This is a genomic window from Aeromonas sp. 96A, from assembly GCF_051919165.1.
In the GTDB taxonomy this organism is placed as follows: domain Bacteria; phylum Pseudomonadota; class Gammaproteobacteria; order Enterobacterales; family Aeromonadaceae; genus Aeromonas; species Aeromonas veronii.
In genome coordinates this window covers 3,018,538-3,033,578 of record NZ_JBQBFE010000001.1, presented here as the reverse complement: position 1 = coordinate 3,033,578, position 15,041 = coordinate 3,018,538, and the positions used below count along the sequence as shown (strand labels likewise).

Here is a 15,041-nt window from a genome sequence, read left to right as displayed (position 1 = left end):
GAAATGCGGCAACAGGTGATCTGTGCAAGGAATATTCATTGAAATGCCACACCCACTCCTTATACTGGTTGCACCTGTTTCCAGCCGTGGATTTGACACTATGGAATACAATACTTCTGAACTGTGCGACATCTATCAGGACATGGTGGATGTGCTTGAACCCATGCTCTGCTCCTTCGGCGGCCGCGCCTCTTTCGGCGGCGTCATCACCACCGTCAAATGCTTCGAATCGAATGGTCTTATCCGTGAACTCGTCAAAGAGAACGGACTGGGACGCGTCTTGCTGATCGATGGCGGTGGCTCCATGCGCCGTGCCCTGATCGACAGCGACATCGCCACAACAGCAGCAGAGAACGATTGGGAAGGGATTGTCTGCTACGGCTGCGTCCGCGAAGTCGATATTCTGGAAGATCTGGATATCGGCATTCAGGCACTGGCAGCCATTCCGGTCGGTGCCGACAGCAAGGATGTAGGGGAGACCGATCTGCCGGTCAACTTCGGTGGGGTGACCTTCCTGCCTGACGACCACCTCTACGCGGATACCACAGGGGTGATCCTCTCCCCCGAGGCACTCGATATCGAGTAAGCCACAAACAGCGTGACGACGGGAGCCTTGGCTCCCGTTTTTTATGTCTGCAACTTGCTGAAAAATGACCAAAAAAGAGGGCCAGATAAACTGGCCCTTAACTGGAAGCAATGTGAGCAATGTCGTGCCTTCACAAGAAGTCCATCACGTTGGAACGAATGAAGTCTTTCCCGGAAAACAAGTTAACAATAATCATTCTCATTTAACTAGGCAAGTGCTATTTGCAGAAAGTGCAAAAAAATTGACCACCGCGAAGGGTGGTCAATCTGGTCAGGCTTGCCGGGTGGCCGTTTGCAGGCTGGATAATCCGGCCTCGCCCACCAGCTTGCGGCTGAGGTAGCGCAACAAGACACCGTAGAGCGGCACGAACAAACCAAGGCTTATCAGCAACTTGAATACGTAATCGACGGTTGCGATCTCGACCCAGTGCTCTGCCATGAAAGGATCTGTGGTGCGCCAGAAGGCCACACTGAAGAAAGCGATGGTATCAACCAGATTACCAAACAGGGTGGAGGCCGCAGGTGCAATCCACCACTGCTTGAGCAGACGCAGGCGGTTGAACACCACCACATCCATGAACTGCCCTACCAGATAGGCCATAAAGCTGGCCAGTGCGATACGCGCCACGAACAGGTTGAATTCAGCCAGATGACCAACGCCCTGGAAGCTCCCTTCGAAGAAGAGCACGGAGAGCGCATAGGAGACCGCCAGCGCAGGCAGCATCACGGTCTGGATAATCTTGCGTGCCAGACCGGCACCAAAGATCCGCACCGTCAGGTCGGTCGCCAGGAAGATAAACGGGAAGCTGAACGCCCCCCAGGTGGTATGGAAGCCAAACACGGTGATCGGCAGCTGCACCAGATAGTTGCTGCTGGCAATGATCAGAATGTGGAACAACGACAGGCGAACGAGCGCCGTTTGGTACTGCGCAGGGGTCAGATTCATCTTGTGACCTTTTTGGTTAATGGGGTTAGGGAACCCATATCGCCACCATTGGCGATAATCGAGGGGCGAGATTATACGCCCCCAAACCGATAGTTCAATCTTTATGCGATTACGCTTGTCCAGGTTGGCCAGCGGCAGAACAGGCCTTGTGGGCGATAGTCACGCCTTGTGCTGTCTGGCGAGCCAGAGCAGCGCCTCCCGATCTACCGGGCGCACCGCCTCCAGCCAGCAGCCGCTGTAGTGTTCATATTCCAGCCGAAACTGGCTCCCTTCAAACTCCAGCAACCAGCTATGGCGGTCAGCCCCCGCATCCTGATCGAGCGGCTGCAGCTCCCACTCTCGCAGCAAGGCCTGCGCCAACAGCGGAAACGTGTCCCAGTCGAGCGCCGGACAATCCAGCGTCACCACGCCAGCTTCGTTATCTACCTGTTTGATTTGCCAACTCATGCCCTGTCTCTCAGCTGCTGCAGGAGAGCTCACCACCGCAATACCATGCCGGAGTCGGGGTGGCGAGATCCTCATATTCGGGTTGTTCATCATAGGGGCGCTGCAAGGCGGCGAACAGCCGCTCGAAAGGCCGCATATCCCCTGTGTCGGCGGCGTCGATCACCTGCTGGGCCAGCGCATTGCGCAGCACATATTTGGGGTTGATGGCATCCATCTGCGCCTTGCGCACGGCATCCTCGCTGCCTTCGCGCATTAGCCGCGCCCGATAGCGTTCCAGCCACGCCTGCCAAACACCAGGTTCAGACAACAGGGCCAGCAGAGACGCAGGCCACGCCCCCTCTTGCGTTACCTCACCGAGACGACGAAGGAACAGGTGGTAATCCACCTTGTGGGCCGCCAGCAACCGGAACAGCTCGCGGAACAGCGCCGGGTCATCCTCCTCCCACACTGCCAGTCCGAGCTTGGCCCGCATCAGCTCGGAGTAGTGCAGCATCAGCTGCTGCTCGTACTGGGCCAACGCAGCAGCCAGCGCATCACCGTCTACATGGCCAGCCAGCGCCTGCGCCAGCTTTTGCAGATTCCAGTAACCGACCGCGGGCTGCTGATCCAGCGCGTAACGGCCCGCCGGATCCGAGTGGTTGCAGACAAAGTCCGGCACATAGGCATCGATAAAGCCGTAGGGGCCGTAATCCAGCGTCAGGCCGAGCAGCGACATGTTGTCGGTGTTCATCACCCCGTGACAGAAGCCCGCCGCCTGCCATTTGGCAATCAACCGCGCGGTGCGGCGCACTACCTCGGCAAACAGTTCGGCACCACTCTCCAGTTCTGGGAAGTGGTGGCGCAGCAGATAGTCGATGAGCGGCGGGATCTTCTCCCCCTGCCCGCTCCAGGCGAAATACTCGATATGGCCGAAGCGCAGATGGCTGGGGGCGGTGCGCAGCACGGTCGCCCCGGTCTCAGCCTGTTCCCGATAAACAGGCTCCTGACTCCCCACCAATACCAGCGCCCGCGTGGTCGGGATGCCGAGGGCATGGAGCGCCTCGGAGGCGAGATACTCGCGGATGCTGGAGCGCAGCACTGCGCGGCCGTCACCAAAACGGGAGAACGGGGTTTTACCTGCTCCCTTCAGGTGGAGATCCCAACGCTGACCATCCGGCGCCAGCTGCTCACCCAGCAGCAGCGCGCGACCATCCCCAAGCCGGGGGCTATAACCCCCGAACTGATGGCCGGCATAGACCTGAGCTACCGGTTGCATACCGGGCAGCACTTTTCCCTCGCCACAACAGGCGATCCAGTCAGCCTCGCTGATGCCTCCCAGCCCCAACTCATCCAGCAAAGCCCGGTTGAGATGAAGCAACCGGGGTTGCTGCAGCGGCTGGGGGACCACGGGTTCACAGGCCCAGGGCAACTCGGTCGCAAAAGTGTTGATCAACTTCATGGTTGTGCCATTCGTCCCTGCGTATGCTCGTGTCACTCTTTATACTGCCGTCAGCCATGCTTGCGCTAACTGGCGACCATCATTTTTCAATTCAAGGAGAAGAAGATGCAAAAATGGGTATATGCCCTGCCCCTGCTGGCACTGGCGTGGGGTCATCAGGCCAAGGCTGCCGATATTGAAGCCGGCAAAGCCAAAGCGGCGGTTTGTGCCGCCTGTCACGGCGTGGAAGGCAAGGCGATGATCCCCAACTATCCCCATCTGGCGGGTCAGAATGCCGCCTATCTGGTGAAACAGTTGAAAGCGTTCAAGGATGGCACCCGCAAAGAGCCCTTGATGGACCCCTTCATGGCGCCGCTGACCGATGCGGATATCGACAATCTGGCGGCCTTCTACGCCAGCCTGAAATAACCTCGCGTCTAACCCTTGGTTCTTCCGAGCCGCGCTTACCGTGGTCGATTAGGCTGCCTAATCGACCCTACCGCCGGCAGTAGTCGATGATCAGATCCATAAAGGCTTCGCCAAAGCGTTCCAGCTTGCGGTGCCCGACACCGTTGATGGCCAGCATCTCGTCTTCTGTCATCGGCATCAGCTGAGCCATCTCCACCAGGGTCGCATCGTTGAATACCACGTAGGGCGGCACCTCTTCATCCTCGGCAATCTGCTTGCGCAGGCCGCGCAGCTCCTTGAACAGCCGTTTGTCGTAGTTGGCGTTGTCGAGCAGACCGTTGCGCTTCTCCTTGCGGCTGGAGATGGGCTGCAAGCGGGGTACCGCCAGCTCCAGCTTCACCTCGCCACGCAGCACGGGGCGGGCCGCTTCGGTCAGCTGCAGCACCAGATTGCGGGTGATGTTCTGGGTCAGCAGCCCCTTGTGGATCAGCTGGCGGATCACGCTCATCCAGTATTCGTGGCTCTGATCCTTGCCGATGCCGTAGGTCGACAGCTTGTCGTGGCCGTGATCCTTGATGCGCTGGTTCAGCGACCCGCGCAGCACCTCCACTACATAACCCACCCCGAAATTCTGCCCCACCCGCCAGACGCAGGAGAGCGCCTTCTGGGCATCTTCAGTGCCGTCATAGCTCTTGGGCGGATCGAGACAGATATCGCAGTTACCGCACGGCTTGTCGTTGTACTCGCCAAAGTAGTTGAGCAGCACTTGGCGGCGACAGGTCTGCGCCTCGGCAAAGGCGGCCATCACGTTGAGCTTGTACTGCTCCACCTGCAGCTGCTGCGGGTTCTCGATGTTGTCGAGCAGGCGGCGCACCCGACCGATATCAGCGGGATCGTAGAGCAGCAGCGCCTCGGCTGGAGTGCCATCACGCCCGGCGCGACCGGTCTCCTGATAATAGGATTCGATGTTCTTCGGGATGTCGTAGTGCACCACGAAGCGTACGTTGGGCTTGTCGATACCCATACCGAACGCCACCGTCGCCACCACTATCTCGATGTCATCCTTGAGGAAGGCATCCTGGGTCTGCTGGCGCTGCTCGAGCGGTAGCCCCGCATGATAGGGCGCCGCCTTGCAGCCGTGGCGGGATAGCCGCTCGGCCACCTCCTCCACCCGGTTGCGGCTGGAGCAGTAGACGATGCCGCAGTTGCCCTTCTGGCTCTGCACGTAGCGCAGCAGCTGTTCGGCTGCCTTGAATTTCTCCACCAGGCTGTAACGGATATTGGGGCGGTCGAAGCTTGCAGTGTGGATGAAGGGATCGTTCAGCTCTAGGCGGTGCAGCATGTCGCTGCGGGTCGCCTCGTCGGCGGTGGCGGTCAACGCCACCACCGGCACCTGCGGGAACCACTGTTTTAGCCGCCCCAGTGCCGCATACTCAGGCCGGAAATCGTGGCCCCACTGGGAGACACAGTGCGCCTCGTCGATGGCGAACAGCCCGAGCGGCAGCTCGGCCAGCCGATCCATAAACTCGTGCTGCAACAGTCGCTCGGGGGAGACATAGACCAGCTTGATCTCGCCGCGGCGCATGGCGGCGAAGTTCTGGATCATCTCCTCCCGACTGAGGGCCGAGTTGATGTAGACCGCCGCTACACCGTTGGCGCGCAGGCTGTCGACCTGATCCTTCATCAGCGAAATAAGGGGAGAGACAACCACACCGAGCCCAGGCCGCAGCAGTGCCGGGATCTGGTAGCAGAGCGACTTGCCGCCACCGGTGGGCTTGAGGACTAGCGCATCGCGCCCCGCGACGATCTGCTCGATGATCTCGAGCTGACCCGGCCGAAACTGCTGATAGCCGAAGACCGCCTGCAGCAGGGCAAGCGGACTCTCTGGCTGAGGATCTGGCAGGGTTTCGGCAATCGCGGTCATGGGCTCTCCTTTGGGGTCGCCATTCTAAAGCAGCCGCCGCCCACAATAAACCTGCCATTGCGAATGTTAATAAACTGTTGCAGACTGGCTGGAGTTTTTACTCGGCTTTGATGACAAGGATTGGGATCAGAGAATGAAACAGATGCTCAAGAAGATGGCGCTCAGTGGCATTGCCAACCTGTTTGCCGAGAAGATGCCCTTCAACAAGCTGATCGGCATGCAGGTGACCCACTACGACTTCGACAAGGTGGAACTGCGCATCAAGATGGACGACAAGCTGATCGGCAACCCTTTCCACAACATCCTGCACGGCGGCGTCACCGCCACACTGCTCGATGTGGCGGGCGGCATGATCGTCGCCGCCTCCTGCATCGACGAGCTGGAGGAGTTCTCCCCCAGCTATCTCAAGGAGCGCTTCGCCCGCCTAGGCACTATCGATCTGCGGGTGGATTACCTGCGCCCGGGACGCGGCAACGAGTTTATCGCCACCGCCCACATCATCCGGGCCGGCAGCAAGGTCGCCGTCGCCCGGATGGAGCTGCACAACGAAGAGGGCACCCACATCGCCTTCGGCACCGGCACCTATCTGGTGGGTTGAACCAAATTAGTGCATAAAAACCACGCGGCTAATCCACTTTTAATCATTAGATTCCTTACCCTCTCTGGCCAAACAAGGTCCATACTGATAGTCGGGATTGTGTGCAGAGGGAGGATTGCAGGCGATGAGTGCGAAACTGGCCATCAAACCATCCAGAGCCTTGTTGACACAGCTCGAGTCCATGCTCGACGAGGTGCAGACACCCGAGTGTCGCCACTGGTTGGAACAGGAGCTTGAGGGGTATTCTCTCTCCTCACCCCTGCCTTGGTATCGCATCGTTCCCTGTCGGCAACGCGGTCACTTTCTGGATCTGAAAACGGGAAAATATTTGACCTGTCATATCAACAGTCAAACGCTATGCCAACGCGATCTGGCCCAAATTCAGTTCATTTATGCCCGTGAACCCGCCGCCCACTATTTGCTGCAACGCAATTCCGGTATTGAACCCTGGCCAGAACAGCTGCTGGAAGATTATCAGGAGCAGTTGATCCCCGGCCATCTATGCCTGCAAGCCTGGCATGAGCCCGTTATTTCATTACGTGCACAACTGATGGAGGGAATAGAACATTTCATTAGTGAGTACCCCAAGCACGCGGCCTTGCTGCCTCAACACAGTTTCAAGGCTTTGCGGCATCAGCACTGGCATATCTGAGTAAGCGCCTAGCGCGCAAGGAGGGCACCATAGACAAGACCCATAGCGAGATTGCCACAATCTAGAGTGCCGGAGTCAGGATCAGACTCCACCGATGGGCCACCGAGCGGTGGCCCTTTTAATGTTTGTGGTCTTGCTTCGCCCCTGCATACTGCAAGTCAGATCACTTGGCCAGGTAACAGGTCAGCAGCTAAAGAAAATCGGGAAAACAGGAAGGATAAATGCAAAAAGGCCGCTCTATTGAGCGGCCTTTTCAAATTTGGTCGGTGTGAGAGGATTCGAACCTCCGACCCCTTCGTCCCGAACGAAGTGCGCTACCAAGCTGCGCTACACACCGATGTCTGCGGGACGGGAATTTACCGAAAGCCCAGACCCGACACAAGCCTTTTTTGCATTTGGCAGGAAAAAAAGTGCCGTTCGCTCAACTATTCAGCACTCTTTTCATCCGTTTACCGGGCTGCAGCCAGCTGGTGACATTCCGGTAACCGGCTGTCAGGCCAGGCGCAGGGATGCCGGTCCCAGCAGACGGCGCTGCCAGTCAGCCACAGTGCCATGCTCCAGCCAGTCGGCTGCATGCTGGCGCCAGTTGGGGGAAAGGGCCGGATTCTCCAGCAACATCAGCAGATCCGCTTCATTGCGCACCTGATTGAACAGGATATCCGCCGTGCGCTTCACCGTCAGTTCGGGATAGGGTCTGTCTACCAGCTCCATGGCCGACTCCGGCGACACCATCCCCTCCTCCAGCACCCGCAGCAGCCAGCCACAACGGCCATTCAGTTGTATTACCTGCGACATCTGGCCATAGCCAAAGCGCTGGTTGAGCTTGAAACAGGGGGATCTCGGCTGGCTGATCTGGATCAGCGCCTCGCCGAGTCGATAGACATCGCCAATGCAGGCTTGCACCTCGGTCAGCCCGATACCGGAGAGGTTCTCGCCAAAGGCGGCAGGTTGCCAAGGTGTACGTGGCGCAGGCAAGCCCAGTGCGATTTGCCAGGTCTGCCACCAGAGATAGTGATCGGCAGGATAGTAGTGGAGCGCCCGATCCGGGCCACCGTGGTGGCGCAGGTCACACTGTTCATCCCCTTCCAGACCGGCAAAGGTACAGCGAACTGGTGCAGAGATCGGTTGCTTGTGAATGGCGCTGGTGAGACCGGGCACCAGCTCGGTGCCACGACCGCTAAAAAGGGAGATCCGCATTCTCATCCTCCGGGTTGACGAGAGAGTACGGATCTTAACACGAGGTCAGGCAACCGCCTGCATCTGGGTGGTCATGGCGATCTCGGCACGGCGGCGCTTCTCCGCCCTGGCCATCAGATACCAGCTGCCGAAGGTAAAGAGCGATACCGACAACAGGATCAGGCTGGCCACCGCGTTGATCTCGGGTTTCACCCCGAGCCGTACCGCCGAGAAGACCTCCATCGGCAAGGTAGTGGAGCCCGGGCCGGAGACGAAGCTAGCCAGCACCAGATCATCCAGCGACAGGGCGAACGACATCATGCCGCCTGCCGCCAGCGAGGGGGCGATCATCGGGATAGTGATCAGGAAGAACACCTTCCACGGCTTGGCGCCGAGATCCATTGCCGCCTCCTCGATGGAGAGATCCAGCTCCCGCAACCGCGCCGACACCACGATCGCCACGTAGGCGGTACAGAAGGTGGTGTGGGCGATCCAGATGGTCAGCATGCCCCGCTCGGCGGGCCAGCCCACCAGCTGGGCCATCGCCACGAATAGCAGCAGCAGCGACAGACCGGTGATCACCTCGGGCATCACCAGCGGCGCCGTCACCATGCCACCGAACAGGGTGCGACCACGGAAGTGGGGAATACGGGTCAGCACGAAGGCAGCCACCGTCCCCAGCGCCACCGCGGCGATCGCGGTGTAGAAGGCGATCTCCAGCGAGCGGAACACAGACCCGATCAGCTGCTTGTTGTCGAGCAGGCCGAAGTACCACTTGAGCGACCAGCCACCCCACACCGTCACCAGCTTGGAGGCGTTGAAGGAGTAGATCACCATGATGATCATGGGCAGGTAGATAAACAGCAGCCCCAGCCAGAGCATCAGTTTGGCAAAACCGAAACGTCTCATCATGCCTTGCCCTCCAGCTCTTTGGCCTGGTTACGGTTGAAGAGGATGATCGGAATGATCAGCACCGCCAGCATCACCACCGCCAGTGCAGAAGCTACCGGCCAGTCGCGGTTGTTGAAGAACTCCTGCCACAACACCTTGCCGATCATCAGGGTCTCCGGGCCACCCAGCATTTCCGGAATAACGAACTCCCCCACCACCGGAATGAACACCAGCATGCAGCCGGCGATGATGCCGTTCTTGGAGAGCGGCACAGTGATCTGCCAGAACCGGGTCAGGTTGCGGGCCCCCAGGTCAGAAGCAGCCTCCAGCAGGCTCTGGTCATGCTTGACCAGATTGGCGTAGAGCGGCAGCACCATGAAGGGCAGATAGGAGTAAACGATGCCGATATAGACCGCCAGGTTGGTGTTGAGGATCTGCAGCGGCTCGTCGATCACCCCGATCCCCAGCAAGACGCTGTTGAGCAGGCCGTTGTTACTGAGGATCCCCATCCACGCATAGACCCGGATCAGGATGGCGGTCCAGGTCGGCATCATGATCAGCAGCAGCAGAACGGTCTGGGTCTCCTTGTTGGCCCGGGCGATGGAGTAGGCCATCGGATAGCCAATCAGCAGGCAGAGCAAAGTGCTGACGAAGGCCATCTTGAGTGAGCCCAGATAGGCAGCGATATAGAGCTCATCCTCCTGCAGCAGCAGGTAGTTACCCATGTTGAGCAGGATGGTGAGCTGATTGTCGGCCCAGCTCACCACATCGGTGTAGGGCGGGATCGCTACATCCGCTTCCGCAAAACTGATCTTCACCACGATGACGAAGGGCAGCAGGAAGAAGAGGAACAGCCAGAAGAAGGGGATGCCGATCACCAGTCGGCGCCCCCCGACCCGCTTCAGTCGTTGCAAGAACTTCATGATTGCAGCACCACGCCGCTGTCATCTTCCCAATAGAGGAACACCTGGTCATCCCAGGTTGGCCGCTTGCCGTGGCGTTCGGCATTGGCGATGAAAGCCTGAACGATTTTGCCCGAGGGCAGCTGGATGTGATAAACCGAGTGACCGCCCAGATAGGCGATGTCATAGACCTCACCCTTGGTCCAGTTGAAGTCCGGGTGCTCGATCTCCTCCGGCTTTTGCAGACTCATCAGCAGTTTTTCCGGCCGCAGGGCGTAGGTCACCTTCTTGTTTTCGGCGCGGGAGCTGATGCCGTGGCCCACATAGATGGGCTGTTCCAAGTCGGCGCAGGCGATGGTGGCGTGGTCCTGCTCATCCTCCACCAGCAGGCCGTCAAACAGGTTGACGTTGCCGATGAACTCGCACACCAGCCGACTGGCCGGAGTCTCGTAGATATCCATCGGGCTGCCGATCTGCTCGATGCAGCCGAGGTGCATGATGGCGATCCGCTCCGCCATGGTCATGGCCTCTTCCTGATCGTGGGTCACCATGACGCAGGTAACCCCGACCCGCTCGATGATCTCAACCAGCTCCAGCTGCATCTTGGAACGCAGCTTCTTGTCGAGCGCCCCCATGGGTTCATCCAGCAGCAACAGTTTGGGACGCTTGGCCAGGGAACGAGCCAACGCCACCCGCTGGCGCTGGCCACCGGAGAGCTGATGCGGTTTGCGGCGAGCATACTGGGTCATCTGCACCAGCTTGAGCATCTCCTCCACCCGGGCATCGATCTCGGCCTTGGGCAGGCCATCCTGCTTGAGGCCAAAGGCAATGTTCTGGGCCACCGTCATATGGGGGAACAGGGCGTAGGACTGGAACATCATGTTGATGGGGCGTTCATAGGGAGGCATGTCGGTGATGTCGACCCCGTCGAGGAACAGCCGCCCCTCGGTCGGGCGCTCGAAACCGGCCAGCATCCGCAGCAGGGTCGATTTGCCGGAACCGGAGCCGCCGAGCAGGGCGAAAATCTCCCCCTTGTGAATATTGAGAGATACGTTATCGACCGCCAGCGTTTCGTCGAACTGCTTGCTTACCCGATCAATTTTCACCAGCACTTCTTTGCGCTGCTGACTGCCCTCGAGGGCTTTCTTGTAGGCACTGGAGGCTATCGCCATTACCAAACTCCCCAACGTGATACCAGCCTTGCGGCCGATCCATAAAAGCGATTTGGCGCCCCCGAACGGGCACCAAGGTTAGGTACCGGACTTGATCTTGGTCCAACTCCGGGTGATTAGACGCTGTACCGAGCGGGGATGTGCTTCCTGCACATAGAGTCGCTCCAGCACGGCCTGAGGGGGATAAACCTCCTCATTGTTGCGCACCGCCTCATCCATAAACTCGCCCGCCCTTGAGTTGGGATTCGCGTAGCCCACATAGTCGCTGACCTTGGCGATCACTTCGGGCTGCAGGACGTAGTTGATGAGAGCGTGCGCCTCTTTGACATTGGTGGCATCGGACGGGATCGCCATCATGTCGAACCAGAGATTGCCCCCCTCTTTCGGAATGCTGTAGGCAATTTTCACCCCCTTGCCAGCTTCATCGGCGCGGGCAGCGGCTTGCAGGATGTCGCCGGAAAAACCGGCCGCCACGCAGATGTCGCCATTGGCGAGATCGCCGATGTATTTGGAGGAGTGGAAGTAGGCCACATAGGGCCGCACCTTGAGCAGCAGCGCCTCGGCCTGCTTGATATCCCCTGTCGCATGACTGTTGGGATCGAGCCCGAGGTAGTTGAGGGCAGCAGGGATCATCTCGTCGGCAGAGTCGAGGAAGGCGACGCCGCAGCGAGAGAGTTTCGCCATGTTTTCCGGTTCGAAGATGGTGGCCCAGGAGTCAATCTTGTCGACCCCCAGCACCGCCTTGATTTTGTCGACGTTGTAGCCGATGCCGTTGGTCCCCCACAGATAGGGCACCGCGTACTGATGACCCGGATCCACCTTGTCGAGCTGCTTGAGCAGCACGGGATCCAGGTTGGCCAGATTGGGCAGCAGGGATTTATCCAGTTTCTGGAAGGCTCCCGCCTTGATCTGCTTGGCCAGGAAATTATTGGAGGGCACCACCAAATCGTAACCGGTCCGCCCCGTCAGCAACTTGCCTTCCAGGGTCTCGTTGGAGTCAAACACGTCATAGACGGTCTTGATCCCGGTCGCCTGCTGGAAATCGCTGAGGGTGGTCTCGCCGATATAGTCAGACCAGTTGTAGAAGTGCAGCACAGGGGCAGCCTGGGCCACATTCGCCAATCCCATGGTCAGCGCTATGGTTAGCAATCTGGTTGTATTCACGGTGTCAGTTCTCCTGTTTCAGTGGTTGACCGTCTGCGCATCCATTCGCGCGGCCCATCCGGATGGATGGCATCACTACCCTCCCGGCCGAACTGCGGACCGGGAGGGGCATTCGTTACTTACTTGCCGGACTTGATCTTGGTCCAGCTGCGGGTCATCAGACGCTGCACCTTGGCCGGCAGATCCGGGAAGGTGTAGATCTTCTGCAGGGTCGCCGCATCAGGGTAGATACCCGGATCGGTACGGATCGCCTCATCCACCAGCGGGGTCGCCGCCTTGTTGCCGTTCGGGAACTGCACCACGTTGGTGATATTGGCGATCACCTCCGGCTTCATCAGGTAGTTGATGAAGGTGTGGGCCGCCTCGACGTTCTTGGCATCCGCCGGAATGGCGATCATGTCAAAGAAGCTGCCTGCCCCCTCTTTCGGAATGGTGTAGGTGAGCGCGATGCCATTCTTGGCCTCGGCTGCCCGCGCCTTGGACTGCTGCAAGTCACCGGAGTAACCGACCGCTACGCAGAGGTTGCCGTTGGCCAGATCCGAGATGTACTTGGAGGAGTGGAAATAGGCGGTATAGGGACGGATGGAGAGGAACAGCTCCTCAGCCTTCTTCAGCTCGGCCGGTTTCTGGCTATCCGGTTTGAAGCCCAGATATTGCAGGGCAGCCGGCAGCATTTCGGTCGGGGAATCGAGGAAGGAGACGCCACACTCTTTCAACTTGGCCATGTTCTCCGGCTTGAACACCAGATCCCAGGAGTTGACCGGGGCATCGGCCCCCAGCACGGCTTTCACCTTCTCGGCGTTGTAGGCATATCCGATGGTGCCCCACAGATAGGGGATGGAGTACTGGTTGCCCGGATCGCTCGGCTCGAGCGCCTTGAGCAGGTCGACATCCATGTTTTGCCAGTTGGAGAGCTTGGACTTGTCCAGTTTCTGGAACACGCCCGCCTTGATCTGTTTGGCCAGGAAGGGGTTGGATGGCACCACGATGTCGTAGCCCGAACTACCCGCCAGCAACTTGGCTTCCAGTACCTCGTTACTGTCGAACACGTCATAGACCACCTTGATCCCCGTCTCCTTCTGGAAGTTATCCAGGGTATCCGGCGCTATGTAGTCGCTCCAGTTGTAGACGTGCAGCACCTTCTCTTCAGCCATTGCTCCGGCACTTGCCATGACCAGAGCCACAGAGGCAGCGATCACTCCTGTTTTGAAAGACATCATCCTTGTCTCCTAAGCAAATTGTATGCGCATGCCAACCTGCCCGACCCACCTCAACCTTTCAGCTTTGCGGCTGTCAGATCCAGACTGCGCCTGGCCAGATCGACCAATTCATCAACCTGTTCCTCGGTGATGACCAAGGGGGGCGATATGATCATGGTATCGCCTACCGCCCTCATCACCAAGCCATTGTTAAAGCAGAACTCCCGGCAAGTCATCCCCGCATTTGCCTGAGCCGGGAAACGCCGGTTGGTCTGCTTGTCCTCAACGATTTCCAGCGCGGCGACCAATCCTTTGCCTCGGGTTTCTCCCACCAGCGGATGATCGGCCAGCTCCGCCCAGCGGCGCTGCAAATAGGGGCCGATAGTATCATGCACTCGCTTAACTATGCTCTCTTTCTGCATAAGCTGGATATTGGCCACCGCCACGGCGCAAGAGACCGGATGACCCGAGTAGGTGAAGCCGTGGTTGAACTCGCCCCCCTCCTCCACCAACCCCTTGGCAACCCGGTCACTGACCATCACTGCGCCGAGCGGCAGATAACCGGAGGTGATCCCCTTGGCCAGACACATCAGGTCCGGCTTGATGCCAAACCCTTCGCTGGCAAACCAGTGGCCGGTGCGGCCAAAGCCGCAGATCACCTCGTCGGCGATCAGCAGGATGCCGTAGTGATCGCAGATGCGCTGGATCTCCGGCCAGTAGCTGTCAGGCGGAATGATGACGCCGCCCGCCCCCTGGATCGGCTCGCCGATAAAGGCAGCCACCTTGTCCACCCCCAGCTCCAGAATCTTCTGCTCCAGCTGACGGGCCCGCTCCAGCCCGAACTCGTGGGCACTCATCCCCTGCCCCTCACCGAAGTGGTAGGGCTGATCGATGTGCACTATGCCGGGAATGGGCAGCCCGCCCTGGGCATGCATCCCCTTCATGCCACCCAGACTCGCCCCCGCCACGGTGGAGCCGTGATAGGCGTTATGGCGACTGATGATCACCTGTTTGTCAGGCTGACCCTTGCTGGCCCAGTAGTGGCGCACCATCCGCAGCACGGTATCGTTGCACTCGGAGCCGGAGCCGGTGAAGAAGACGTGGTTGAGATGGGCTGGCGTCACCTCGGCCAGCAGGGTCGCCAGCTCGATCACCGGCGGGTGAGCAGTCTGGAAGAAGAGGTTGTAGTAGGGCAACTGCTGCATCTGGCGGGTAGCGGCATCCACCAGCTCCTGGCGGCCATAGCCCATATTGACGCACCACAGGCCCGCCATGCCGTCGAGAATGCGTTTTCCCTCGGAGTCTTCCAGATAGACACCGCTGGCGTTGGTAATGATGCGCGAACCCTTCTTGTTCAGGGCCTGAAAATCGGTAAAGGGGTGCAGGTGGTGGCTGGCATCCAGTTGTTGCCACTCACGGGTTGTCTGCTGCATTTGTTGCTCCTCGGTTCCTTCGATTTAGCAAGATTCAGTCGTCAAATAGTCAGGTGAGTCGGCACGTTCGCAGCCACAGTCACTCACGGCGTGTCTGCTGCATTCGTTACTCCCCTGCGCCTTCGAT

Annotated in this window: 15 protein-coding genes and 1 tRNA gene; 4 read left to right on the top strand and 12 right to left on the bottom strand. The window is 59.1% G+C overall.

The genetic code is table 11. The features are described from left to right. Positions 1 to 100 precede the first annotated feature (100 nt). On the top strand, positions 101 to 586 hold the full coding sequence (rraA, locus tag ACTG2W_RS13925) for a ribonuclease E activity regulator RraA (protein WP_005340678.1): 486 nt from the start codon (positions 101 to 103) through the stop codon (positions 584 to 586). Positions 587 to 856: 270 nt separating this feature from the next. On the opposite strand, the gene ACTG2W_RS13920 is transcribed toward rraA, so the two are convergent. The 3 genes from ACTG2W_RS13920 to ACTG2W_RS13910 form a co-directional block, all read right to left on the bottom strand. After that, positions 857 to 1,531: a 7-cyano-7-deazaguanine/7-aminomethyl-7-deazaguanine transporter gene (locus tag ACTG2W_RS13920; RefSeq protein WP_005340680.1), complete on the bottom strand. Its 675-nt coding sequence runs from the start codon at positions 1,529 to 1,531 to the stop codon at positions 857 to 859. A 159-nt stretch (positions 1,532 to 1,690) separates the two neighbouring features. Next, entirely contained in the window at positions 1,691 to 1,978 is a 288-nt protein-coding gene (locus tag ACTG2W_RS13915; RefSeq protein WP_106844220.1) for a DUF3630 family protein, read from the bottom strand. Between the two features lie 10 nt (positions 1,979 to 1,988). Beyond that, complete coding sequence (locus tag ACTG2W_RS13910) at positions 1,989 to 3,416, bottom strand: protein adenylyltransferase SelO (protein ID WP_106844221.1); 1,428 nt, start codon at positions 3,414 to 3,416, stop codon at positions 1,989 to 1,991. A gap of 105 nt (positions 3,417 to 3,521) precedes the next feature. Between ACTG2W_RS13910 and ACTG2W_RS13905 the strand changes: the two genes are divergently transcribed. Next, positions 3,522 to 3,824, top strand: coding sequence for a c-type cytochrome (locus ACTG2W_RS13905; RefSeq protein WP_005340687.1), 303 nt, complete (start codon positions 3,522 to 3,524; stop codon positions 3,822 to 3,824). A gap of 67 nt (positions 3,825 to 3,891) precedes the next feature. Here the strand turns inward: ACTG2W_RS13905 and recQ are convergent, their stop codons facing one another. Next, positions 3,892 to 5,727, bottom strand: coding sequence for an ATP-dependent DNA helicase RecQ (gene recQ / locus ACTG2W_RS13900; protein ID WP_042081697.1), 1,836 nt, complete (start codon positions 5,725 to 5,727; stop codon positions 3,892 to 3,894). Positions 5,728 to 5,860: 133 nt separating this feature from the next. Between recQ and ACTG2W_RS13895 the strand changes: the two genes are divergently transcribed. Together ACTG2W_RS13895 and ACTG2W_RS13890 are read left to right on the top strand one after the other, a co-directional pair. Continuing rightward, complete coding sequence (locus tag ACTG2W_RS13895; protein WP_042054246.1) at positions 5,861 to 6,325, top strand: thioesterase family protein; 465 nt, start codon at positions 5,861 to 5,863, stop codon at positions 6,323 to 6,325. Positions 6,326 to 6,449: 124 nt separating this feature from the next. After that, a complete protein-coding gene (locus ACTG2W_RS13890; protein WP_005356927.1) occupies positions 6,450 to 6,977 on the top strand; it encodes an AbiTii domain-containing protein in 528 nt (175 codons plus the stop codon). 260 nt (positions 6,978 to 7,237) lie between these two features. On the opposite strand, the gene ACTG2W_RS13885 is transcribed toward ACTG2W_RS13890, so the two are convergent. The 8 genes from ACTG2W_RS13885 to ACTG2W_RS13850 all read right to left on the bottom strand — a co-directional run bounded on the left by ACTG2W_RS13885 (position 7,238) and on the right by ACTG2W_RS13850 (position 14,914). Next, a tRNA-Pro gene (locus ACTG2W_RS13885) sits at positions 7,238 to 7,314 on the bottom strand. A 155-nt stretch (positions 7,315 to 7,469) separates the two neighbouring features. After that, complete coding sequence (locus ACTG2W_RS13880; protein WP_106844222.1) at positions 7,470 to 8,174, bottom strand: MOSC domain-containing protein; 705 nt, start codon at positions 8,172 to 8,174, stop codon at positions 7,470 to 7,472. Between the two features lie 45 nt (positions 8,175 to 8,219). Continuing rightward, complete coding sequence (locus ACTG2W_RS13875; RefSeq protein ID WP_409013105.1) at positions 8,220 to 9,065, bottom strand: ABC transporter permease subunit; 846 nt, start codon at positions 9,063 to 9,065, stop codon at positions 8,220 to 8,222. After that, positions 9,062 to 9,967, bottom strand: coding sequence for an ABC transporter permease subunit (locus ACTG2W_RS13870; RefSeq protein WP_005340703.1), 906 nt, complete (start codon positions 9,965 to 9,967; stop codon positions 9,062 to 9,064). The genes ACTG2W_RS13875 and ACTG2W_RS13870 overlap by 4 nt, the downstream gene beginning before the upstream one ends. Next, positions 9,964 to 11,118 carry a polyamine ABC transporter ATP-binding protein gene (potA, locus tag ACTG2W_RS13865; protein ID WP_005340704.1) on the bottom strand — a complete coding sequence of 385 codons (1,155 nt, stop codon included), beginning with the start codon at positions 11,116 to 11,118 and terminating at the stop codon, positions 9,964 to 9,966. Before potA ends, ACTG2W_RS13870 begins: the two co-directional genes overlap by 4 nt. 78 nt (positions 11,119 to 11,196) lie before the next feature. Next, positions 11,197 to 12,282 carry a polyamine ABC transporter substrate-binding protein gene (locus ACTG2W_RS13860; RefSeq protein WP_005355476.1) on the bottom strand — a complete coding sequence of 362 codons (1,086 nt, stop codon included), beginning with the start codon at positions 12,280 to 12,282 and terminating at the stop codon, positions 11,197 to 11,199. Between the two features lie 119 nt (positions 12,283 to 12,401). Beyond that, positions 12,402 to 13,499 (bottom strand): extracellular solute-binding protein, encoded by a 1,098-nt coding sequence (locus ACTG2W_RS13855; RefSeq protein WP_080771396.1) that lies wholly within the window; start codon positions 13,497 to 13,499, stop codon positions 12,402 to 12,404. Positions 13,500 to 13,552: 53 nt separating this feature from the next. Beyond that, positions 13,553 to 14,914 carry an aspartate aminotransferase family protein gene (locus tag ACTG2W_RS13850; RefSeq protein WP_144715679.1) on the bottom strand — a complete coding sequence of 454 codons (1,362 nt, stop codon included), beginning with the start codon at positions 14,912 to 14,914 and terminating at the stop codon, positions 13,553 to 13,555. Positions 14,915 to 15,041 lie beyond the last annotated feature (127 nt).